Annotated in this window: 17 protein-coding genes; 10 read left to right on the forward strand and 7 right to left on the reverse strand. The window is 61.2% G+C overall.

The features are described 5' to 3' along the window. Window positions 1–41: 41 nt before the first annotated feature. The 3 genes from I6L40_RS05795 to gshA all read left to right on the forward strand — a co-directional run bounded on the left by I6L40_RS05795 (window position 42) and on the right by gshA (window position 4,979). A complete protein-coding gene (locus tag I6L40_RS05795) occupies window positions 42–479 on the forward strand; it encodes a YqaA family protein (protein ID WP_156853880.1) in 438 nt (145 codons plus the stop codon). A 26-nt stretch (window positions 480–505) separates the two neighbouring features. Beyond that, window positions 506–3,319 (forward strand): pitrilysin family protein, encoded by a 2,814-nt coding sequence (locus tag I6L40_RS05800; RefSeq protein WP_216995116.1) that lies wholly within the window; start codon window positions 506–508, stop codon window positions 3,317–3,319. A 61-nt stretch (window positions 3,320–3,380) separates the two neighbouring features. After that, window positions 3,381–4,979 (forward strand): glutamate--cysteine ligase, encoded by a 1,599-nt coding sequence (gene gshA, locus I6L40_RS05805; protein ID WP_216995117.1) that lies wholly within the window; start codon window positions 3,381–3,383, stop codon window positions 4,977–4,979. Between the two features lie 63 nt (window positions 4,980–5,042). Here the strand turns inward: gshA and I6L40_RS05810 are convergent, their stop codons facing one another. The 3 genes from I6L40_RS05810 to I6L40_RS05820 form a co-directional block, all read right to left on the reverse strand. After that, complete coding sequence (locus I6L40_RS05810; RefSeq protein WP_216995118.1) at window positions 5,043–6,833, reverse strand: long-chain fatty acid--CoA ligase; 1,791 nt, start codon at window positions 6,831–6,833, stop codon at window positions 5,043–5,045. Between the two features lie 305 nt (window positions 6,834–7,138). After that, window positions 7,139–7,588, reverse strand: a complete 450-nt coding sequence (rimI, locus tag I6L40_RS05815) for a ribosomal protein S18-alanine N-acetyltransferase (protein WP_071913622.1) — start codon at window positions 7,586–7,588, stop codon at window positions 7,139–7,141. A 52-nt stretch (window positions 7,589–7,640) separates the two neighbouring features. Further along, window positions 7,641–8,072: a DNA polymerase III subunit psi gene (locus I6L40_RS05820; protein WP_156853877.1), complete on the reverse strand. Its 432-nt coding sequence runs from the start codon at window positions 8,070–8,072 to the stop codon at window positions 7,641–7,643. A 235-nt stretch (window positions 8,073–8,307) separates the two neighbouring features. Between I6L40_RS05820 and I6L40_RS05825 the strand changes: the two genes are divergently transcribed. The 4 genes from I6L40_RS05825 to prfC all read left to right on the forward strand — a co-directional run bounded on the left by I6L40_RS05825 (window position 8,308) and on the right by prfC (window position 15,277). Then, window positions 8,308–9,921 (forward strand): ATPase RavA domain-containing protein, encoded by a 1,614-nt coding sequence (locus I6L40_RS05825; protein ID WP_216995119.1) that lies wholly within the window; start codon window positions 8,308–8,310, stop codon window positions 9,919–9,921. Window positions 9,922–9,931: 10 nt separating this feature from the next. After that, a complete protein-coding gene (gene viaA, locus I6L40_RS05830) occupies window positions 9,932–11,386 on the forward strand; it encodes an ATPase RavA stimulator ViaA (RefSeq protein WP_216995120.1) in 1,455 nt (484 codons plus the stop codon). A 146-nt stretch (window positions 11,387–11,532) separates the two neighbouring features. After that, window positions 11,533–13,407, forward strand: coding sequence for a diguanylate cyclase (locus tag I6L40_RS05835; protein ID WP_216995121.1), 1,875 nt, complete (start codon window positions 11,533–11,535; stop codon window positions 13,405–13,407). A 280-nt stretch (window positions 13,408–13,687) separates the two neighbouring features. Next, window positions 13,688–15,277, forward strand: a complete 1,590-nt coding sequence (gene prfC / locus I6L40_RS05840) for a peptide chain release factor 3 (RefSeq protein ID WP_216995409.1) — start codon at window positions 13,688–13,690, stop codon at window positions 15,275–15,277. Window positions 15,278–15,372: 95 nt separating this feature from the next. Here the strand turns inward: prfC and I6L40_RS05845 are convergent, their stop codons facing one another. The 3 genes from I6L40_RS05845 to mdtH form a co-directional block, all read right to left on the reverse strand. Beyond that, entirely contained in the window at window positions 15,373–15,834 is a 462-nt protein-coding gene (locus I6L40_RS05845) for an acyltransferase (RefSeq protein WP_071913631.1), read from the reverse strand. Next, window positions 15,831–16,757, reverse strand: coding sequence for a helix-turn-helix domain-containing GNAT family N-acetyltransferase (locus I6L40_RS05850; protein ID WP_071913633.1), 927 nt, complete (start codon window positions 16,755–16,757; stop codon window positions 15,831–15,833). Before I6L40_RS05850 ends, I6L40_RS05845 begins: the two co-directional genes overlap by 4 nt. A gap of 128 nt (window positions 16,758–16,885) precedes the next feature. After that, on the reverse strand, window positions 16,886–18,082 hold the full coding sequence (gene mdtH, locus I6L40_RS05855) for a multidrug efflux MFS transporter MdtH (protein ID WP_216995122.1): 1,197 nt from the start codon (window positions 18,080–18,082) through the stop codon (window positions 16,886–16,888). 92 nt (window positions 18,083–18,174) lie between these two features. Between mdtH and I6L40_RS05860 the strand changes: the two genes are divergently transcribed. Continuing rightward, a complete protein-coding gene (locus I6L40_RS05860) occupies window positions 18,175–19,068 on the forward strand; it encodes a LysR family transcriptional regulator (protein WP_033112980.1) in 894 nt (297 codons plus the stop codon). Between the two features lie 30 nt (window positions 19,069–19,098). Here I6L40_RS05860 and I6L40_RS05865 read toward each other — a convergent pair whose 3' ends face one another. Then, complete coding sequence (locus I6L40_RS05865) at window positions 19,099–20,871, reverse strand: M4 family metallopeptidase (RefSeq protein WP_071913635.1); 1,773 nt, start codon at window positions 20,869–20,871, stop codon at window positions 19,099–19,101. A gap of 351 nt (window positions 20,872–21,222) precedes the next feature. Here I6L40_RS05865 and I6L40_RS05870 point away from each other — a divergent pair, with 351 nt between their 5' ends. After that, a complete protein-coding gene (locus I6L40_RS05870; protein ID WP_033112982.1) occupies window positions 21,223–21,777 on the forward strand; it encodes a GNAT family N-acetyltransferase in 555 nt (184 codons plus the stop codon). Beyond that, entirely contained in the window at window positions 21,777–22,328 is a 552-nt protein-coding gene (gene rimJ, locus I6L40_RS05875; RefSeq protein WP_216995123.1) for a ribosomal protein S5-alanine N-acetyltransferase, read from the forward strand. The genes I6L40_RS05870 and rimJ overlap by 1 nt, the downstream gene beginning before the upstream one ends. Window positions 22,329–22,373: the final 45 nt, after the last annotated feature.

The raw sequence follows: 22,373 nt of genomic DNA on the forward strand, positions 1-22,373 counted from the left end.
GAGTGCCTCTCGTCCTTGCCTCTGTGGTGGGGGAGCGCATCATGAATGAGTTGATGCAGATGGGGCTGGGGTGGCTCTTTTTGAGCGCCTTTACCTCAGCCACGCTGTTGCCCGGCAGCTCGGAAGTGCTGCTGGGGGCCATGGCGGCCAAAGGGGAGTGGAGCATGGCGAGCCTGCTGCTGTGGGCGACGCTCGGTAACACCCTTGGCTCCATGACCACCTGGTGGCTTGGCTGGCTCGCCACCTTCAAGAAAAAACCGGAAGATTTTCAAGGCCGTGGGGAACAAAAAGCCCTCGGCTGGCTCAAACAACATGGCCACTGGTGTCTGCTGCTTGCCTGGACGCCGGTGGTCGGTGATGGACTCTGTCTGCTGGCCGGCTGGCTGCGCCTCTCCTTCTGGCGCTCTCTTGTCCTGATAGGGCTCGGCAAATTGTTGCGTTACGCTCTGGTATTTCTACTGGCCAGTCAGATCTTCTAGCCCTTTTTGTCACTCACGAGGTTACCGTGAACAAAGTCATACCTTTAACCATTCTGCTGGGCTTCACCCTGCCCGTGCTGGCGGCTCCGACTCTGGTCTCCGAGCAGGTCAAGGAGGAGGGCAAGCTCGCCATCCCTTATCAGATGTACAAGCTGGACAACGGCCTGACCGTCATTCTGGCGCCCGACAAATCCGATCCGCTGGTGCATCTCGACGTGACCTATCACGTCGGGTCGTCACGGGAGACGGTCGGCAAGTCCGGTTTTGCCCACTTCTTCGAGCACATGATGTTCCAGGGCTCCAAGCACGTCGGTGATCAGGAGCATATGCGGATCATCAACGAAGCCGGTGGTGACATGAATGGCACCACCAACAAGGACCGCACCAACTACTACGAAACCGTGCCGGCCAACCAGCTGGAGAAGGTGCTGTGGCTGGAGGCCGACCGGATGGGCTTCCTGCTCGATGCGGTGAGCCAGAAGAAGTTCGAGATCCAGCGCGCTACCGTCAAGAACGAGCGGGCCCAGCGTATCGACAACCAGCCCTACGGTCTGGTGAGCGAGAAGGTGGGTGAGGCGCTCTATCCGCGCACTCACCCCTACTCCTGGCAGCCCATTGGCTATGTGGAGGATCTCGACCGTGTTGACGTCAACGACCTCAAGCAGTTCTTCCTGCGCTGGTATGGCCCCAACAACGCGACTCTGACTCTGGGCGGCGATTTTGATACCAAGCAGGCCCTCGACTGGATCGAGAAGTACTTTGGCTCCATCCCGCGTGGCCCGGAAGTGGCCGAGCCGACGCCAAAACCGGTTACCCTGCCCGAGACCCGCTACGTGACGCTGCAGGACAAGGTGCACCTGCCGCTGCTCTATATCAGCTATCCGACCGTGTCCCTTGGTGACCCGCAGGAGCCGGCACTCGATATGTTTGCCGATGTGCTCGGCGGCAGCGCCAGCTCCATGCTCTACCAGTCGCTGGTCAAGACCGGCAAGGCGATCGATGCGGGCGCCTCGCACTACTGTGAAGAGCTGGCCTGCACCCTGACCGTCTACGCCTACCCCAACCCGGCGGTGGATGGCAGCCTCAAGACCCTCAAGGCGGAGGTGGACAAGGTGATCGGCGAGTTCGCCCAGCGCGGCCTCAAGCCGGAGGATCTGGAGAAGGCGATCAACAGCTATCGCGCCTCGGCTATCTGGGGGCTCGACAGCGTCTCCGGCAAGGTGAGCCAGCTCGCCATGGGTCAGGTGTTTGCCCAGGATCCCAACTACGTCTTCAAGACCCTCGACGCCATCGGCAAGGTGACGCCGGAGCAGGTCAAAACCGCCTACGACCAGTTCATTGCCAACAAGCCGGCGGTGGTGCTGAGCGTGGTGCCCAAAGGCAAGGCCGAGTGGCAGGTCGCCACCCCGAATTTCACTCCGGCCAAACGCGAGCTGCCGGACTACAGCAAGCATGATCAGGCGCTGGCCGAGCGACCGGTAAAAGACAGTTTCGATCGCAGCGTACAGCCCAAAGCGGCCGATGCGGTGAGCGTCAAGGTGCCCGCCATCTGGCACGGCAAGCTCGACAAGAACATCGAGATCATCGGCACCCGAAGTGACGAAATCCCCGCGGTTTCTATCATGATCGCCCTGCCGGGTGGTATCCGGGCCGAGGAGAAGGGGCAGTTGGGGCTGGCCAATCTGACCGCCGCCATGATGGGGCAGGGGTCGGTGCGCCTGACCGAGGGGCAGCTCAGCGACGAGCTGCAAAAGCTGGGCTCAAGCATCGATGTCTCCAGTGCCCAGTACAACACGCTGATCACCATCAGCTCGCTGGCCGACAAGTTGCCACAGACGCTGGCGCTGGTGCGCGAAGTGTTCGAGCGCCCCGGGATGCGGGAGGCTGACTTCGAGCGGGTCAAGGCGCAAATGCTGCAAGGGATGCAGCAGGCCCAGCAGCAGCCTGAATGGCTGGCGGGACAGGCATTCCGCGAGCTGGTCTATGGCAAGAACAACCGCCTCGGCCAACCCTCTGACGGGGTACCTGCCGATGTGGCCAAGCTGACCCTGGCGGATGTGAAGCACTACTATCAGGCCTACTACAACCCCTCCAACGGCAAGGTTGTGGTGGCGGGCGATGTGAGCCAGAAGCTGATCGAAGAGCAGCTCGGTTTCCTGAGCGACTGGAAAGGGGCGACGCCGGCTCTGGGGGCTCTCAAACTCAAGGGCAAGCAGGCAAAGCCGGGCATCTATCTGGTGGACAAACCGGGTGCGCCCCAGTCGGTGATCCGCATCGGCCGCCGCGCCATGCCGTTCGATACCACGGGTGACTACTTCACCGCCGGGCTGATGAACTTCAACCTGGGGGGCAACTTCAACAGCCGCATCAACCTCAACCTGCGCGAAGACAAGGGCTACACCTACGGTGCCAGCTCCGGCTTCTCCGCCAACCGCGAGGTGGGCACCTTTGCCACCGGTGCCAATGTGCGTACCGATGCGACCGTTGATGCCATTCGCCAGTTCCTCAAGGAGATGGACAACTACCGCAAGAGCGGCCCGACCCCGGTCGAGCTGGCCTATATGCGCAGCGCGGTTTCCCAGCAGGATGCCCTCTCTTACGAGACCTTGGGCCAGAAGGCGGGCTTCCTGCTGCAGATGGTGATGTATGACCTGAAACCGGACTATGTGCAGGCTCAGAACAACCTGATCAAGACGGTGTCGGCCGAGACGCTCAAGGCGAGTGCTGCCCGCTGGCTCAATCCGGCCGACATGGTGATCGTGGTGGTGGGAGACAAGCAAAAGCTTGAAAAACCCCTGAAGGAGCTTCATCTTCCCATCTATCCGCTGCAGTTGCCGTAACTGAGGCTTTATAAAAATCAAGAGCCGCCCCGGATGGGGCGGCCTCACATGAGCCGTGAATATGACTACAACAAGCTTGTCACTCACCGAGTTGCTGACTGCGCTGGGATCTCCCGAGCGATTGACTGCTCTCAAGGGGATCCGGCGCGGGATCGAGCGTGAATGTCTGCGCATCACGCCGGATGGTCGACTCGCCCAGAGTGACCATCCCCGGTCGCTGGGCTCGGCCCTGACCCATCCCAACATCACCACCGACTACTCGGAGAGCCTGCTGGAGTTCATCACCCCGGCTACCGACTCCCTCGACAGCCTGATGGAGCAACTGGGTGACATCCATCACCATGTGATGCGTCATCTGGGTGACGAGCGGATCTGGCCGCTCTCCATGCCCTGCTTCGTTGGCGGTGAGGAGAGCATCCGGCTGGCCCAGTACGGCAGCTCCAACATCGGCAAAATGAAGACCCTCTACCGGCAGGGGTTGAAGAATCGCTACGGCAGCCTGATGCAGGTGATCGCCGGGGTGCACTTCAACTTCTCCATGCCCGACAGCTTCTGGAGCGAGTGGCAGGATCTGGTGTGCGAAGGGTGCTGCAGCCAGCGTTTTATTTCCGACAAGTACATGGGGCTTATTCGCAACGTCTACCGCTTCGGCTGGCTGGTGCCCTACCTGTTCGGTGCCTCGCCTGCTATCTGCGAGTCCTTCCTCAAAGGGCGCAAGAGCAACCTGCCGTTCGAGAAGACCGGCAAGGGCACCCTCTATCTGCCTTACGCCACCGCGTTGCGTCTCTCCGATCTGGGCTATACCAACAGCTCTCAGGCGGGGCTCAAGATCAGCCACGACAATCTGCCAGCCTATGTCAGCAGTCTGCGCCGCGCCATCAATACCCATGATCCCGAATTCGCCAAGATCGGGGTCAAGGTGGATGGGGAGTATCGCCAGCTCAACGACAACGTGCTGCAGCTGGAGAACGAGCTGTATGCCCCGATCCGGCCCAAGCGCACCCCGCGCAGCGGCGAGAAGCCCTCGGATGCGCTGGAGCAGCGCGGCATCGAGTACATCGAGCTGCGTACCGTTGACGTCAACCCCTTCACGCCGCTGGGGATCGACGCCGATCAAATCCGCTTCTTCGACCTGTTCCTGGTCTGGTGTCTGCTGCGCCCCTCTCCGGTGCTGAGCGAGGAGGAGATTGCCCGCAATCGCCGCAACCAGAGCAAGGTGGTGCTGGAGGGGCGTCGCCCCGGCCTTGAGCTTGAAGATGAGCAGGGCAATGCTATTGGCCTCAAAGAGTACGGCCTCAAGCTGTTCGAGGAGCTGGCTCAGGTAGCCGACCTGCTGGATCGCTGCTGCGGTCGCAACCGCTACCGCGAGACGCTGGCGATGCATCGCGAGAAACTGCTCGACCCCGAACTCACCTACTCCGCCCGCATGCTCAAGGAGCTGCTGGAGAGCGGCAAGGACAATGGCTGCTACGGCGACAAGCTGGCGACCCGCTATCGCGAGGAGCTGCTGGCAGGCGAGCTGCAATATTGGGATGAGGCCTACTTTGCCGGTGAGGCGAAGGATTCGCTGGCCAAGCAGCGGGAGCGCGAGCGCAGCGACAGCGTGTCGTTCGATGACTTCCTGGCCGACTACTTCGGTACCAGCAAGACCACTGCCTGACGGCAGACCAACAAAAAAGCCGCTCGATGAGCGGCTTTTTTGTTTCCGGAGACCCGAGCGGTATCAGACGTGGTTATACATCGCCTCGATTTCGCTCTGGTACTTGGCTTCGATGATTTTGCGGCGCAGCTTCATGGTGGGGGTGAGTTCACCCAGCTCCATGGAGAAGGCGCTCGGCAGCAGGGTGAACTTCTTCACCTGCTCGAACTTGGCCAGCTCTTTTTGCAGATCTGCGATGCGTGATTCGAAGAACTCCACTACCCGGGAGTGGCGCAGCAGCTCGGTCTTGCACTGATACTGCAGGTTGATGGAGCGGGCGTACTCCTCCAGCGACTCGAAGCAGGGCACGATCAGCGCCGAGACGAAGTGGCGAGCATCGGCGACGATGGCGATCTGCTCGATGAAGCGATCCTTGCCGATGGTCCCCTCGACCAGTTGCGGCGCTACGTACTTGCCGTTGGAGGTCTTCATCAACTCTTTGAGACGCTCGGTGAAGTAGATGTTGCCTTCGCTGTCGAGCTCGGCGGCATCACCGGTGCGCAGGAAGCCATCTTCGGTCATCACCTCGGCGGTCGCTTCCGGCTTGTTGTAGTAGCCGCGCATCACGGTGGGGGAGCGCACCAGCAGTTCGTTGTTCTCACCCAGCTTCACTTCGATACCGTTCAACACAGTGCCGATGGAACCCAGCTTGAACTGCTGATCTTCGTAGCAGCAGACGGTGGCGGTGGTTTCGGTCATGCCGTAGCCGTACTTGAGGTTGAGCCCCATGGCCTGGAAGAAGAGGTTCACATCGTCAGCCAGACGGGCACCGGCTACCGGCAGGAAGCGGGTGCGACCGCCAAAGCGGGCGCGCAGTTTGCGAAACACCAGCCGCTCGGCAAGCCAGAGCTGGCCGTAGAGCAGGGGGGAGGCTGACTTGCCAGCCTGACGGGTGGCGACCATCTGCTTGCCAACGCGGGTGGCCCAGCCAAACAGGGCCTGACGCAGGCGCGGAGCCTGGGCAACCCGGGCCTGGATCATGGCGTAGGCCTTCTCGTAGAGGCGCGGCACGGCGCACATCACGGTCGGCTGCACGTCGCCAATCACATCCATCACCTTCTGCGGATCGCGGATGTAGACGTTCTCGGCGCCGCAATAGAGCACGTAGTAGCTCCAGGCGCGCTCGAACACATGGCTGAGCGGCAGCATGCAGAGCGACACATCCTGCTCGTTCAGATCGAGGCGGCTGTTGTGCATCTCGAAGCAGGCGGCGATGTTGGCGAAATCGAGCATCACCCCTTTGGGCTCGCCGGTGGTGCCGGAGGTGTAGATCAGGGTCAGCAGATCGTCCATCCGGTACTGGCTCTCCCGTACCCGCAGCTCCTGCTCGCTGGGCTGATGGTTGCCGGAGACCAGAAACTCCTGAAAGTGGCTCGCTTGCGCGCAGCCGCGCAGGTTGACGCTGCCGTCGAGGGCGACGATCTGGCGGATCTCGCCGCTTTCAATCAGTTGCAGTGCCTGATCGAACTGGGACTGCTCGCCGACAAACAGCAGGCCGATGTTGGCATCGCGCACGATATAGCGCAGCTGATCCAGGGTGCTGGTGGGGTAGATGGGGACGCTGACACCGCGCGCGGCGAGGATGCCGAGATCGGCCTGGGTCCATTCCGGCATGTTGCGCGAATAGATGCCGACCATTTCGGTGGGCTGGTGTCCGGCGCGGATCAGGGCCTGGGCACAGTAGTCCATGGCCTGACCCAGAGTGCGCCAGCCGATGGCACGCCATTGACCATCCTGCTGAACGCGCAGGGCAGCCTTGTTGCCAAGCCGGGCAATACGCTCGCGCATCAATTGAACCAGATGAAGCTTCGGCATCAATCAAACATCCTTTCGTTACAGTTGTACGCCCACGAGGGCACTAAAAAGCGGGCTAGAGTTTAAACTCCAATATTACAGCTTACAAGTGTTCGCCGTTTGTTCTGGATCACAAAGAGGGCAAATAGCCCATCTTCTGCACAGTGTGAGCGGCTTGGTTGAGACCGGATCCGGCGTTAGAGGCAGAGGCTCGGAAGGCAAGGGGAGTGAGCAAGCGCAGTGGTGCGGGAAATGGGGGGAGGTGAGAGGAGGGCTTGGTTTCCTCCTCTTTCAGTCACTATGTCGGTGGGGCGTTATTGCCGGGATCAGCCGAAGTCGAACAGGCGCGACATCAACACGGCGTCTTCCCGATCCTGGCCGGTGCCATAGTAGTCGGCGCGGCGGCAATACTCGGCAAAACCGGCGCTCTCGTAGAGATTGATGGCGGTCTGGTTACCGGCGCGCACCTCGAGGAACCAGGCCTGTGCCCCGCTCTGCTTGCTGTGCGCGAGATAATGTTGCAGCAGCGCCCGGCCCAACCCCTTGCCCTGAAACGCGGGATGGACGCAGATGTTCATCAGCGAGCTGTCGCCCGCCACCAGATCCGAGATATAGAAGCCCGCCGGCTTGCCATCGACCAGCATCAGGGTGTTGAGGTAGCGGGGGCCAAAGCAGGAGAGCAGGTTGGCCTGACTCCAGGGCTCCTTGTGGGCGGCCTGTTCGATGGGATAGACGAGGTCGAAGTCGGCTTCGAGCAGGGGGCGAAACTCAGGCATGGTGGCTCCGTGGGATAACGTCAAAGCCCGCAGCGACGGGCATGGGATTGGGTCAGGCTGTCCGGGCGGCGAGATGTGGCTGCAACTGTTGCCACAGTGCCCGCTTTTCGGCACTGCCGGGGGCGAGCGGGCAGACGAGGGCATCGGGCCAGCGGGAATCGGCCTCGGTCAGCCAGAGCAGCGGTGACGGCTCCTGTTGCAGCCAGTGCGCCTCCGGGGGCGTGCTCAGCAGCGTGACCTCATCGGTTCTGATGGCGAGCAGCTGACAGATATCCTCCAGCAGTGTCGCAGCGGGCAGTGCCTGAGCCAGCAGCCAGAGCTTGCCGGCAGGGCGAGGAGCCTGTGGGATAGCCTCTTGCGGCGATTCCGTACTGGCTACTTCTGCCTCTTCGGCAGGGGCGACACCCAGCATGGCCGGACGACGCAGCTGCCAGCTCTGAATGCCCATGCGGGCTAGCATGCTTTGACGTACGGGGTCTATCATGGGTGAGTCACTCTCTTGGCTGCATTGGGGAAAATCGTGCCGGCAGGGTACACGCGAACGGGTTGCTCTGCACCCTTTGCTGCCCTCTGCGGGGGTTATCCGGTTTTTTTCCTGCCAGAGTCGGGTATTCTGGCGAAATAAGACCGGATAAATATCATAACAAGAGAAACCCCAAGGACGAACAGGTGGCCATCACCCCTTGGGCTTATCATCATCCCAGCCTGGAATTGTCTCTATGTCGCCTTTAGCTCAAGCTACGAACTCTGCGCGTGCCATTCCCATTCAGGAGCGCCTGCCTCGCCTGCTGGCCTCTCTGGGGGAGGGGCTCTATGAACGGCAGGATGCCCTGCGCCTCGGTTTGCTGGCTGCGCTCAGTGGCGAGAGCGTGTTTCTGCTGGGCCCCCCCGGCATCGCCAAGAGCCTGATCGCCCGCCGCCTCAAGCTGGCGTTCTTTGAGGCGCGCCACTTCGAATACCTGATGACCCGCTTCAGTACGCCGGAGGAGGTGTTCGGCCCCCTCTCCATTCAGGCGCTGAAGGAGGATGGCAAATATCTGCGCCTCACCGCCGGCTACCTGCCCGAGGCCGAGGTGGTGTTCCTCGACGAGATCTGGAAGGCGGGCCCCGCCATCCTCAACACCCTGCTCACCGCCATCAACGAGCGGCAGTTTCGCAACGGCGACAGCCAGCACCCCATCCCGATGCGCTTGCTGGTGACCGCCTCCAACGAGCTGCCCGCGCCGGACAGCGGGCTGGAAGCGCTCTATGACCGGATGCTGGTTCGGATCTGGATGGATCGGGTGCAGGAGAAGTCCAACTTTCAGGCGATGCTGGCCAGCGATGGTCACTCGCACCACAACCTGCCAGCTTCGTTGCAGATCCGCGGCGACGAGTACGAGCAGTGGCAGGGCGAGATTGAACAGGTGCGGCTGCCGGATGCCTGCTTCGAGCTTATCTATCAACTGCGTCAGCAGCTCGACAGCCAGCTGGCGCACCGCTGCTATGTGTCGGATCGGCGCTGGAAGAAGGCGGTACGGCTCATCAAGGCGAGCGCCTTCTTCAACGGTCGCGACGAGGTGGCCCCGCTCGATTTGCTGCTGTTCAAGGATTGCCTCTGGCATGACGAGGAGTCCCGCACTGCCCTGCTGGAGATGATGACCGAGTTCTCCCGCCTCTATGGCTATCAGCAACTGGCGATGACCCGCCAGCTGCTGGCCCTGCGCGATCAGTTCAAGCAGCTCAAACAGAGCGTGGCCCAGCGCCTCTGCTGCAAGGCGCGGCAGCGCAAGCAGTGGTTTGGCCGCCGCGCCCGGGGGATCGAGATCCCGCTCGCCAATGCCAGACCCTTTGGCAAGCAGGTGCACTTCCATCTGCTCACGCCGGCCCCGCTGGATGGCAGCGATCCCGAGCGGCTGACCGATACCCTGATGTTTGATCGTACCCTGCTCTCTCACTGGCGCCCTACCGGCGAGGCGCTTGTTGGCCATCCGCTCGGCAACCCGAAAGAGGGGCACTACGAACTGGTGCTTGACGACGAACTGCGGCTGCAGGTGCTCGATATCCAGCGTCAGCAGATCCCGCTGGTACTGGTGGAACGCAGCGCCATCCCCGAGGTGGTGCTGGAGCCCTGGTTGCAGGCGCTCGACGAGTTGCAGAGCCAGACTGGCAAGGTGCAGCAGGAGCTCAAGCAGCAGCGCAGCCTGTTCGAGCGTCATCAGCAGCACCTCTTTATCGCCTCGCGCTGGCTGCAGCAGGTGGAAGACAGCTTCTTCGTGCTGGGACGGGATCTCGAGCTGCTGCGCAGCGAATTGGCACAGTGGCGCGAACGGTTGCCGAGACTGGACGGCTAAGGGGCAGATCATGCTTGAGATCGGCATGCTGGATCTGGGACTGCTGATGGGCGAGGGGGAGCTGGCGGGCGAGGTGGTGGCGCTGCTGGCAGCCTCGCCCAAGATTTCCGAGTTCATCAGGCGCTCCCCGCTGCAGGGCAAGTTGCTGAAAAAGCGCCTGCAGAGCTGGGGCGAGCAGCTAGGCGAAGAGATCCGCCACAAACCGGTGCCGGTGGCGCTGGAGCAGGAGTACCTGCTCTATCAAGCCCATCGGCAGCTGCCGATGACCGAGCTGGTTGGCCGCTTACCAAGCTTGCTGGAGTCGTTGGAGCAGTACAGCCCCTTTGCCGGTGAGGCGCGATCCTTGGTGCGCCAGCTGATGGCTCACCCCACCGAGGGGTTGTGCCAGCTCTTTATCGACAAGTGGCGCGCCAGTCTGGTGGGTAGCCTGCTGCAGTTGCAGCAGCAGATCGCCGAGGCGGAGCGGGAGAAGCAGCGTCAGGAGATTGAGGATCAGCTGCTGGCGAGCCGTACCCTGGCCGATGCCCTCGACCCCAACAAGATTTCCGCCGGTGGTCTGTGGGATCTGGCGCAGGGGAGCTGGCACAAGCGCAGTCTGGTGCTGGTCAAGCAGTATGCCCGCATGTTGCAGCGCGAGCCGCTGCTGGCGGAGATTGCCGGTCTGCTCGGGCGCAGCGAGCGGGATCGGCGGGCGCAGGAGCAGCCGGTGCCGCCGGTCGAGGTGCTGGAGTTGGAACCGGCACCCAGCGACGATGTGCCCGACGATCTGGTGGGCATTCATCAGGCGAGCGACCTGATGCGGCTGCTGCCAAGCGAGGCAGTGATGCTGGGGCTGCCGGAGTTGGAACTGGAGTTCTACCGCCGCTATCTGGAGCGGCGTTTGCTCAGCTACCAGTCGCGTGGCACCCTGCCGCGCCAGCGTATCATGCTGCGCACCCCAGAGCAGGGGGGCAAGCAGCTTCAGCATCGCGGCCCCTTTATCGTCTGCGTAGATACCTCCGGTTCCATGGGCGGATATCCGGAGGAGTGCGCCAAGGCACTGTTTCTGGCGCTGCTGCGGGTGGCGATGGACGAGAAGCGCGGCTGTTATCTGATGCTCTTCTCCACCGAGGTGGCGACCCTCGAGATCACCGCAGATACCGGACTGGAGAAGGCGGAGCGCTTCCTCTCCATGAGTTTTCACGGCGGTACCGATCTGGTGCCCTGCCTCGAGAAAGCACTGGCCAAGCTCGATGATCCCGCCTTTGCCATGGCGGACGTGCTGGTCATCTCCGATTTTATCGCCCAGAGCCTGCCCCATGCCCTGCTCGATCAGATGAACCGCTATCGTCAGCGCCAGACCCGTTTTCATGCGGTGGCCATGTCCCGTCACGCCAAGCAGGCGCTGCTGCGGGTGTTCGATAACAGCTGGTTGCTCGATTGCGGCCTGCGCGGCCGCTTGCTGCGCCGTTGGCAACAGCACTGAGCCGACGTCTTGCCAAGTCATAATCCACTTGAGGCTGCCTTTAGCTGATTGATATGGCGCGTTGTTTGGTTGCTGTACGTTGTGGGATGAGCAGTTATGATGTGCTGCACAATGGCTGTGTTCTCTGACTGGAGAAGTGACCCCGCATGATACGTTTCCTCGCCCTGCTCTTGCTGACCGCGCTTTGCAGTAGCTCTGTATGGGCTGCCAGAGAGCCGCTTGCCGAGCCAAAACTCTCCAAAGAATTGCAACAGCTGGAGGAGGGGAGTCACAGCGAGCGTGTTTTTCGGCTGCGTGTTGCCGTGCTTGCAGCAAACTATGATGCCTATCCACCGGATGTGCAGGGGCGCATCGTGCGCCTGCAGTGCTGGGCCATGCCAGCCGAGCGGGATGGCGAATATCGCCGGGTGGTGGAGTTTGCCGACAAGGCACTGCAGCGGGCCCGTGAACGCAAGGATGGCCTCACCGAAGCGGGCCTGCTCACCTGCCGCGGCTTTCATCAGCAGCTGCTGGGCAACATGAAACAGGCCAAGGCCGATTACGAACAGGCGCTGCAACTGGCGCGCAATCTGGGTGACAGGCTGCAGGAGGCCGATATTCTCAGCCAGCGCGGCGACATGTATGCCTATCAGGGCAAGCTGGCGGAAGGGCTGCAAGAGCTGATGGAGGCTCACCGCGGTTATGAAGCTCTGGGACTGGATGGCAAGGCGCGGGAGACGTTGGGTCACATTGCCAATGCCTATCGCAGGATGGGGCTCTATGAGCGGGCCGAGGGCTACTTCAAGGAGCTGGAGAAGGAGTACGAAAAAGAGGGGGAGGAAGAGCGCCAGATCAGTATCATCTCCCAGCAGGGGGTGCTCTACAGCGAGATGGGGGAGTATGCGCGGGCGCGTCCGCTGCTGGAACAGGCGGAGCAGTTCTACCGGAAACAGCAGCAGGATGGTTTTCTAGCCTGGAGCCAGATTGAGCTGGCCACCATCCTCCACTATCAGGGCAAGGGCGATCGGGCCATGGCCAAGCTGCAGCAGGCCGAGGCGATTCTGCTCAGTAGTAGCGATATAGACAGCGTCACCCAGGGGCACTGGCAACTGGTGATGGGGATGGTGCTGGAGACGCAGGGCAAGCTATCCGAGGCGCTTGCCAGCCTTGCCAGAGCCGAGCCCATCTTCGTCAAAGAGAACAATCAGCGCTTTTTGACCCGGCTCTACGAGGTGCGTTCGCGGATCTTCGAGTCGAAGGGGCAGATTAAAGAGGCGCTGGCCAATCTGAAGCTCTATGTCAAAACCCGCACGGCGGTCGAGAAGGTGCTGATGGAACAGCGGACTCTGCAGATGCGCTTCGAGTTCGACATGGCACGCAAGGAGCTGGCCCACCAGACCCTCAAGACCAGACAGCTGTTGCAGGAGGCCGAACTCCAGCAACTGCGCGAGCGTCGCTACTGGCAGTATCTGGTGGTCTCGCTGCTGCTGGTGCTGATGGGGATCGCTGTCTTCTATCAGTATCGCCGCTCCCGCAAGATGCACCATCTGGCGATGACCGACGAACTGACCGGCATCCATAACCGCCGCCAGATCCAGAAGCTGGGGGAGGAGTCCTTTCAGCAGTCGCGAAGCAGTGGCAAGCCATTTAGTGTGCTGCTGCTCGATATCGATCACTTCAAACAGGTCAATGACCAGCTGGGCCATCATGTTGGCGACAGCGTGCTGGTGGCGGTCGCCAGCAGCGCTGAAGGGCAGCTGCGCTCGTTCGATCGGGTAGGACGCAACGGTGGCGAGGAGTTTCTGGTGCTGCTGCCTGACACGGGTCTTGATGAGGCTGTCGAGGTGGCGGAGCGGATCCGTTATCACGTCTCTTTGCTGAAGGTTGATGGCGTACCGGAAGGGTATGCCATCCATGTCAGTATCGGTTGTGCCGAGTTGAGCTCCCTCGATGAGACATTGAGCGACCTGATCAAGCGTGCTGATGGCGCCATGTATCGGGCCAAGCAGGCAGGACGCAATCTGGTGATGCGGGCAGAGTAGTTAGCCCGCATTCTCATCCATCCTCTGAGCGGATCATCCGGCTGCTGAATTCCCCAAGCCGGACTGGGTATTTTTCACCCGTGCGGGTATAATGTCGCGCAATTTTGCTTTGACTCAGGCGAGAAGACCCATGTAACGCAACCCTCTTCCTCTCACCACCGACAGACCCTATGTCTGCCCGAGTGGCCCGTTGCGTACCCATGCCGGACCGTGAGTCAATGCGGCATCCCGGAATTATTCCCACGGTGGCCAAGGCCGCCGCCCAATAGAAGAACGTTGAATTATGTCAGCTGAATTTCTGAGTGAAGTCTCCAAGAGACGCACTTTTGCGATCATTTCGCACCCGGATGCGGGTAAAACCACCATCACTGAAAAAGTCCTGCTGTTCGGACAGGCCATTCAGCGCGCCGGTACCGTCAAGGGCCGTGGCTCGGGCCAGCATGCCAAATCCGACTGGATGGAGATGGAGAAGCAGCGTGGTATCTCCATCACCACCTCGGTGATGCAGTTCCCCTATGCCGACTGTCTGGTCAACCTGCTCGACACCCCGGGTCACGAGGACTTCTCCGAAGATACCTACCGTACCCTGACGGCGGTCGACTGCTGCCTGATGGTCATCGATGCCGCCAAGGGTGTTGAAGACCGGACTCGCAAGCTGATGGAAGTGACCCGTCTGCGCGATACCCCCATCCTCACCTTCATGAACAAATTGGACCGTGAAGTGCGCGATCCGATGGAAGTGATGGACGAGGTGGAGCGCGAGCTGAAGATCATGTGCGCCCCCATCACCTGGCCTATCGGTTGCGGCAAATCCTTCAAGGGTGTCTATCACCTCTACAAGGATGAGACCTATCTCTATCAGAGCGGTCAGGGCCACACCATCCAGGAGAAGCGGGTGGTCAAGGGGCTGAACAACCCGGATCTGGATGCCGCCGTCGGCGAAGATCTGGCCCAGCAGCTGCGTGACGAGCTGGAGCTGGTGCAGGGTGCCTCCCCCGAGTTCGATCATGACGCCTTTATCGCTGGCGAGATGACCCCGGTCTTCTTCGGTACTGCACTGGGTAACTTCGGTGTTGATCACATGCTGGATGGCCTGACCGACTGGGCGCCGTCTCCCATGCCGCGCAAGGCCGAGAGCCGCGAGGTGGTGGCGACCGAGGAGAAGTTCTCCGGCTTCGTGTTCAAGATCCAGGCAAACATGGATCCGAAGCACCGTGACCGTATCGCCTTTATGCGTATCGTGTCAGGCACCTACTCCAAGGGCATGAAGATGCGCCATGTGCGCATCGGCAAGGATGTGAACATCTCCGACGCCGTTACCTTTATGGCCGGTGACCGTGAGCAGGCGGAAGACGCCTTCGCCGGTGACATCATCGGTCTGCACAACCACGGCACCATCCAGATCGGTGACACCTTCACCCAGGGTGAAGATCTCAAGTTCACCGGTATCCCGAACTTTGCACCGGAACTGTTCCGCCGCATCCGCCTGCGCGACCCGCTCAAGCAGAAGCAGCTGCTCAAGGGGCTGGTGCAGCTCTCCGAAGAGGGCGCGGTGCAGGTGTTCCGTCCGCTGATCAGCAACGATCTCATCGTCGGTGCGGTCGGTGTGCTGCAGTTTGACGTGGTGGTTTCTCGTCTGAAAAGCGAGTACAACGTCGAGGCCATCTACGAGGCGGTCAACGTCTCCACCGCCCGCTGGGTGGAAGGGACTGACGTCAAGAAGTTCGAAGAGTTCAAGCGCAAGAACGAGGTCAACCTGGCCCTCGATGGCGGTGACAACCTCACCTACATCGCACCGACCATGGTCAACTTGCGCCTGGCCCAGGAGCGCCACCCGAACGTCGAGTTCCGTCAGACTCGCGAGCACTGATAAGCGCTTGCCCGACCGGCAGACACGATAAAAAAAGACCCCGCTTCGGCGGGGTCTTTTTATTGGTGTACCAAGGTGTCGTCTGGCGTGGGCTCTCAAAAGGTGCGCAGCAAACGGGCCGGATTGCCGGCATAGGTGCCGGGGATCTCTATATCCCGGGTGACCACGGCTCCGGCACCGATAACGGCGCCCCGGCAGATGCGGACCGGCAAAATGGTGGCATTGGAACCTATGCAGACTTCATCCTCAATGACGGTTCGGCCCCAGTGGGCCGAGTACGGATCGGGAGATCCCTGCTTGAAGAGATCGTTGGCAAACATCACCCCGTGACCGATAAAGCACCCTTCACCTATGGTGACGTGCTCGCAGATAAAGGTGTGCGACTGGACTCTGGTTGCGCGGCCAATGATGACGTTGGCCTGCACTTCCACGAAGGGGCCGATAAAGACATCGTCCGCCAGAGTACAGCCGTAGAGATTGACGGGCTCAACCAGTTTCACCCGCTCGCCGAAGCAGACATCGCGAATGCCAACGGTGTGTCGTGTCGGCTCATTCATGATGAGGCTCTCTGTTCCAGATCGAGCAGCATGCAGATTTCGCAATCCCCGTGGCCGGTGCAGCCAAGGGGGCCGGGCAGATGCTCAAACCCGAGGGATTCGTACAGGCTGGTGGCCTCGCGCAGTACTTCGGTGGTCTCCAGATAGCAGCGCCGATAGCCAAGGGCGCCAGCCTCGTCCAGCGCCTGCAACACCAGCCGCTTGCCCAGACCCAGACCACGCAGGGCGGGCAGGAAGTACATCTTCTGCAATTCGCATACTCCCTCTTCTCCAGCCAGCGGCGCTATGCCACCGCCACCGAGGATGGAACCGTCCGGCCCTTCGATGACCCAGTAGCGGCTCGCCTCTTCCTGATAGGTTTGATAGAGCCTGTCCAGATTGGGATCCGAGACGCCATATCCCTTGTCGGCGGTGAGCCCGTACTCCGCCGAGACGGTGCGGATAACGGTCGCGATGTGGGGATTGTCTGCTTCTGTGATAGGGCGAATATGGTAGCCCTGCTGGCGACGAGCACGGGAGAGGGCGCTGCGGTAGAGCAGCATGCCGCTCCACAGCTGTTCGCGCTCGGATTGGCTCAGCTGCGCCAGCATCTCCTCCATGGCGTGATCCATCTCCCGATGCAGCGTCAGCAGCATTGCCTGACCTTCGGCTGTGAGGCGGGCCTCCTTGCTGCGGCCATCGGAGGGGTGGGGATGCCAGCTGATAAGGTCGCGCTCGGCCAGGCGGGCCAGCGGGCGGCTGGCATTGGATTTGTCGATGCGCAGTTTCTCGGCCAGTTGCTGGTTGGTGGCCGGTGCGCTCTCCAGCTCGATCAGCAGGTGTGCTTCGATGGGAGTGAGTGCCAGCTGGCCACAGTGCTGGGAGAGCATGCCGAGTTCACGAACCAGATCGCGCGACAGGGCGCGCAGGGGACGGGGATCCATGTCGGGATTTCCTGTTTAGTTGTGCCTGACAACTAAAATAGTCAAAAAGTTGTAATGCGCAACTTTTTTATCGTCCCGGCGGACTAGCAATAGTCGCAGCCCCCGGGGCTGCCGCAGGGTAGCGATTGTCAGGCTGCGGCTCTGGCGGCCAGTTCCGGACGGCGGGAGAAGCAGTGGGCAAGCAGCAGCATGGTGGCCACGCCCACCGTACCCAGCACCAGCCAGGGGAGGGCAGGTTGGCCCTGCTGCATGGCGTAATCGTAGAGCGAGCCGCCCCCCACGTAACCGGTCATGCCGCCGACGGCGAGGCCGAGCCGGCTAAAACCCATGTAGCTGCCCCGGGCTGCCGGATTGGCCAGCCGTGTCATCAGGGTCTCCCGGGCCGGTTCGCAGATAATGATCCCGAGATAGAAGCAGGCCAGCAGCACGAAGAGGCCGGAGAGGGTGCTGACGAAAGCGACCAGACCTATCCCCACCGTCATCATCAGGATGCCTGCCAGCAGGCGATTCTCGAGGCGATAGCGCCGTTCGCTGAAACGGGCGATGGGGTAGAGCAGCGCCAGTGACAGCGCCGTTTCCAGGCTGTACATCCAGCCCACGGCGGTGGTGCTGCCGGATAGCTGTTTGACCAGAATGGGGAAGATCAGCATCACCTGCACCCAGAGCATGTAGTAGCCGCTTAAGATCAGCACCAGCCGGCAGAAGGCGCGATCCGCCAGCACCTTGCCCAATCCCTGACGCATTGGCGTCGGCTTGATGGAGAGGCGATAGGCGGGCAGCAGGGTCCAGTTGCAGAGTGCTGCCAGCGTGAAGAGTCCGGCTCCCAGCAGGCAGACGTAGGTGAAGTCAAAGCGCAGCAGCCAGCTGCCGAGCAGGGCGCCGGTGACGGCCCCCGCGCTCTCCAGCATCATCAGCAGGGAGATAAAACGGCCCCGTTCATGGGGACGGGTGAACTTGATTACCAGCGCGGCCCGGGGCGGGTCAAACAGGCAACCGCCCAGTCCGGAGAGGAAACAGGAGAAGATCAGCATGGCGCCGCTGTTGGCCCAGGCCAGCGTAGCGAAGCCGATGGCCCGCAGCAGCATGCCGGTGACGATGAGCGGGCGGGCGCCGAAACGGTCGGCGAGCGAACCGCCGAAAATTCCCAGCCCCTGCTGGGTCAGCTGGCGCAGCCCGAGCGCCAGCCCTACCAGACCGGCGGCCCAGCCGAGCTGGTCGACGAAGCGCAGGCTGATCATCGGCATCACCACAAAGAAACCCAGGATCACCAGTGTGGTATCCAGCGCCAGAAACCAGCGTCCCCAAAACCTCGCCCTATCGACCATAACGCCCTCTCATTCACAGATAACTTCATTCTGGAGAGGGTTTAGATATAGTGGTAGACGACAACTACCTATATTTCATATCAGGATTATTTATGTCTATGGATCTGGACGATCTGCAACTGCTGCTGGATGTGGCCGAGCTGGGCAGTTTTAGTCAGGCCGCAGCCATCCGCGGCTGGTCACAACCACTGGTGAGTCAGCGGATTGCCCAGCTGGAGGTGAGCCTCGGTGCCCCGCTGTTTCAGCGCCATCGGCGCGGTGTGACCCCAACCCGTGCCTGCGAGGAGTTTCTCCCTGCCGCCCGCTCTGCGCTGGCCACCCTGAGTGAAGGACGGTTGGCACTGCAGGGGGCACCGGCACTGCCCTGTATCCGTCTCTCCAGCCTTCCTTCGCTCACCTCGGTGGTGTTTGGCTCGCTGTTGATGGAGCTGGTGGACGAGCCGTTCGAGATCCGCTGCACCACGGATCACTCGGGCGACATCATGCAGGCGCTGCTGACCGGGGAGGCGGATATCGGCTTTGTGCTCAAGCGCCCACCGGTCTCCGGCCTGCAGATGGAGCTGCTCTGCTGCTCTCCCATCATCGCCATCGCCTCACCGCTCCATCCCCTGGCAGGCTGCCACGGCCTCACGCTGGAGGATATCGCCGATCAGCGGTTGGCCCCCCAGGTGTGGGGGCCGGGGTGTGATGCCTTCATTCAGCAACTGCGGCGGATCCGCCGTGTTGCCAGCCCCATTCACGGCATACAACCGGCCAGTGCGGCGCGGGAACTGGCGCTGGAGCACGGCTTTATCACTTTGATGCCGGAGCTGGCGATTGCGCGGGATCTGGAGATGGGGCGACTGATCAGACTCGATGTGGTCAATTTGCCGCAGGATCACTGGGACGTCATGATGGCCTGGCGCGGTGGCAAGCGGCCCAATCCCGCCAGAGAGACGGTACTGGCCATGGCCCGATCACTGGCCAAACGGTGGCGCAAGGAGTAAAGGGCGCGGGGTTGCCCCCGCGCCAGAGGATCAGTAGCTGGCCTTGAGGGTCACGCCACTGAATGCAGCAAAGCCGGAGAGTTGGACGTACCAGGTACCTGCCTTGGGATTGGTGAAGGAGCAGCTTTCGTTGTTACCGCCCTTGTAGGGACGGCAGTCGTAGCTGCTGCTGGTGGGGGCAGAGCCAAAGCGGACGTAGAGGTCGGCATCACCGGTGCCGCCGCTGCTGTTGATCTGCAGTGACTTGGTGCCCGCCGGTACGGTCAGGGTGTAGTTGAGCTTGCCCCCCTTGCTGGCGGAGAGATTGTTCAGCGGCACGCCGTTTTTCAGCTCGTTGTCGCTTGGTGGCGTCGTACCGCAACTGGCATTGACCCCGACGGTCTGGAAGGCCCGCGCCACATCGGCCTGGTTGTAGCCCAGATCGGCAGTGGCCCGGCTGACGCCGCAAGCCCCTTGCTGGTAGTCGGTGTTGGCGCCCCAGTAGAGGCGGTTGGCCAGCACGAACACCTCGAACGCTTTGCGGGTGTTCCAGCCGTTGCTGTTGGCCAGCAGGTAGAAGGCGCGGTTATAGACCCCAGAGCTGTGGTGCACGTCGATGCCGTCGTAGTAGTCGCTGGCATGGCCGATGGATTTGCCATCACGGGTCGGATCCTCGAAGTAGCGCAGGGAGCCGTTGCCCTTGAAGATCTGCGCCCCGACCAGCCAGTCGTTGCTCCCCTTCATGTAGAACTCGGCCGCTTCCCCCGCCATGTCGGAGAAGGCCTCGTTGATTCCCCCGGATTGCCCCGAGTAGACCAGCCCCGAGTTCTGTTCGGTAAAGCCGTGGCTCACCTCGTGGGCTGCCACGTCGAGGCTTACCAGCGGGTAGAAGGTGGTGGCCCCATCCCCGAAGGTCATCTGGCTGCCATCCCAGAAGGCGTTCTCGTAATTCTTGCTGTAGTGAACCCGCATCTTCAGCTTGAAGGTCAATGGTGCTGTGTTGTACCAGTTGCGGTACATGTCGAATACCACGTTGCCGAAGTAGTGAGCGTCGTTGAGCGGCGAGTAGGCGCCGTTGATCTCCTTGACCCGGTTCTCCGGGCAGGTGAACTGGTGTATGGTGCCGCCAGAGGTGGCGTGGTTGAGGTTGATGGTATCGACGTTGGGGCTGGTCATCCGGCAGTTGTCATCGACGATGAGCGGGCCAAAGTCGGTGCCATAGAAGTATTTGCCGGTCTTGATGTTGCCCCCGGGGCCGGTGGCGTCCTTGTGGTTGATCCCCTCCCAGCGTTTGAGCTCCTCGCCGCTCTGGGCATCGAGGATGACAAAGGGGCGGCTCGGTTTGTCACCTTCCACAACGAAGGAGACCTGATAGACCAGTCGGGCCAGACCGTTCTCGTCCTGCATCACGTAAAGCTTGATCTGCTCGTTGCTCCCCTTGCTGCCCGCCTTGGCCTTGCTGGCGGCATCCTGTGGCGAGAGGGTTGCGACCGGGCTCGCCACATCCTGATCAATCTGGCGCAGCATGCGCCCGCTGGCCTGCTGTAGCTGGCCGCTCAGGCTCTTGTCGGCCACCACGACCTGGCCCATTACCGGAATGCCGTTCCAGGTCTGCTCGTAGCGGATCCGCTGTTGTCCGTTGGGCAGTTTGACTACCCGCACCTGACGAAACTCGCCATCTTCCAGCTGCAGTGTGCCGGAGCCGGCATTAAGGCCAGACATTGCTCTGGCGCTGCTTGCGTTAACGTTGATCTCGACTTCTTGTGCCGCCATGGCGGCACCTCCCCAACAGGCCAGTGCCACGGCCAGAAATACTTTATTCATCTCTTCTTTCCTTAAATCGATGATGTTGTTGAACCGACCCCAGGTCGGGCGTTTTCAAGCTAGTTCGGGGGTAAAAAAGTGCCTCCTGTCAGATGTGACAGCGCAGCACAGAGGGGTAGCAGGATCTGCTGAATGGCCCATTTAGGGCATCAAAAGGAGCCTTTCGAAGAGAGTTATCCGGTTTCAGAGAGCCACCCTCCTCTTTGGAGGGAGATAAATAGTGCGGGGCTGTCGCCTCTTCCTGCCAAGAGAGGTAATGAGGGGGTGACAAAAGTGGCTGGCGTGCCAAGTTGCGATTGGCTACATTGGGGCAGCCCCATGTTTTGGCGACTGATTTAAAAGGAGAATCCCATGTTTTCATGGCAGTTGGATGACGAGCTGGCGCTGCTCTTCTTGCAGCCAGACATGGCGAGCGAGCTGTTTGCCCTCTGCAATGACAACCGGGAGTACCTCTCCCAATGGCTGCCCTGGCCCCCTTTCATTTTGCGTCCAGCCGACAGCGCAACTTTTATCCGTCATGCCATCGAGAAGTTTGCCCGTGGCGAGGGGCTGACCACCGCCATCGAGTATCAGGGAGAGGTGGTTGGGGTCATTGGCTACAACAGCATCGATCACGATCTTGGCAAGGTGGTCATCGGCTACTGGCTGGCAGAGCGCTGGCAGGGCAACGGCATCATTACCCGGGCCTGTCATGCATTGATCCATCACGCGTTTGAGGAGATGGGGATGGAGAAGGTGGAGATCACTGCCGCGACCGACAATGAGCCCAGCAGAGCCGTCTGCGAGCGGCTCGGGATGCAGCAGGAGGGGATTACCCGGCGTGCGGAGCGACTGGGTTCCCGGGTCGTGGATCATGTTCACTACAGCCTGCTGCGCGACGAATGGCTTGGGCAGAGAGACTCCTGATGGCGCTACCCCATATCAAAACCAAGCGGGTCCACCTGACGCTGCTGACCCCCGATCAGGCCCCGATGATCCTCGACTTTTACCGGCGCAATCGCGACCACCTTACCCCGTGGGAGCCGCTGCGCGACGACCATTTCTACACCCTTTCTTACTGGCATAACCGGCTGCAGGATAGCTACAGCCAGTTTTTCAAAGGCACCGGTGTCAATCTGGTGGCGCTCGATCCGGCGGGTGAGCGGGTGATCGCCACCTGCAACTTCAGCAACATCATGATGGGGATCTTCAAGGCGTGTCACCTCGGCTATGGCATTGACCGGCAGCATGAGGGGCAGGGGCTGATGCAGGAGATCCTGACTGCTGCCATCGACTATCTGTTTCGCGAGCAGGGACTGCATCGCATCATGGCCTGCTATATGCCCGCTAACCTGCGTAGCGGCGCCTTGCTGGAGCGACTCGGATTCGAGCGGGAGGGGTATGCGCGGGAGTATCTGATGATCAATGGCCGCTGGGAGGATCACATTCTCACCTCGCTGATTAATCCAGCGCCTTGAGCGGCAGATAAAAAAACGGGCCCATGGGGCCCGTCTTTCAATGAG

Origin of the sequence: Aeromonas sp. FDAARGOS 1410 (assembly GCF_019048745.1) — a bacterium.
GTDB classification, from domain to species: domain Bacteria; phylum Pseudomonadota; class Gammaproteobacteria; order Enterobacterales; family Aeromonadaceae; genus Aeromonas; species Aeromonas jandaei.

Bases quoted from the DNA above. Each gene is read 5' to 3' on its own strand.
- I6L40_RS05845 (WP_071913631.1), bottom strand. From the start codon at position 15,834: ATGAATGAGCCGACACGACACACCGTTGGCATTCGCGATGTCTGCTTC.
- gshA (WP_216995117.1), top strand. From the start codon at position 3,381: ATGACTACAACAAGCTTGTCACTCACCGAGTTGCTGACTGCGCTGGGA.
- I6L40_RS05825 (WP_216995119.1), top strand. From the start codon at position 8,308: ATGTCGCCTTTAGCTCAAGCTACGAACTCTGCGCGTGCCATTCCCATT.
- rimJ (WP_216995123.1), top strand. From the start codon at position 21,777: ATGGCGCTACCCCATATCAAAACCAAGCGGGTCCACCTGACGCTGCTG.
- I6L40_RS05870 (WP_033112982.1), top strand. From the start codon at position 21,223: ATGTTTTCATGGCAGTTGGATGACGAGCTGGCGCTGCTCTTCTTGCAG.
- I6L40_RS05860 (WP_033112980.1), top strand. From the start codon at position 18,175: ATGTCTATGGATCTGGACGATCTGCAACTGCTGCTGGATGTGGCCGAG.
- I6L40_RS05835 (WP_216995121.1), top strand. From the start codon at position 11,533: ATGATACGTTTCCTCGCCCTGCTCTTGCTGACCGCGCTTTGCAGTAGC.
- I6L40_RS05865 (WP_071913635.1), bottom strand. From the start codon at position 20,871: ATGAATAAAGTATTTCTGGCCGTGGCACTGGCCTGTTGGGGAGGTGCC.
- I6L40_RS05850 (WP_071913633.1), bottom strand. From the start codon at position 16,757: ATGGATCCCCGTCCCCTGCGCGCCCTGTCGCGCGATCTGGTTCGTGAA.
- I6L40_RS05820 (WP_156853877.1), bottom strand. From the start codon at position 8,072: ATGATAGACCCCGTACGTCAAAGCATGCTAGCCCGCATGGGCATTCAG.
- mdtH (WP_216995122.1), bottom strand. From the start codon at position 18,082: ATGGTCGATAGGGCGAGGTTTTGGGGACGCTGGTTTCTGGCGCTGGAT.
- I6L40_RS05810 (WP_216995118.1), bottom strand. From the start codon at position 6,833: ATGCCGAAGCTTCATCTGGTTCAATTGATGCGCGAGCGTATTGCCCGG.
- rimI (WP_071913622.1), bottom strand. From the start codon at position 7,588: ATGCCTGAGTTTCGCCCCCTGCTCGAAGCCGACTTCGACCTCGTCTAT.
- I6L40_RS05795 (WP_156853880.1), top strand. From the start codon at position 42: ATGAATGAGTTGATGCAGATGGGGCTGGGGTGGCTCTTTTTGAGCGCC.
- viaA (WP_216995120.1), top strand. From the start codon at position 9,932: ATGCTTGAGATCGGCATGCTGGATCTGGGACTGCTGATGGGCGAGGGG.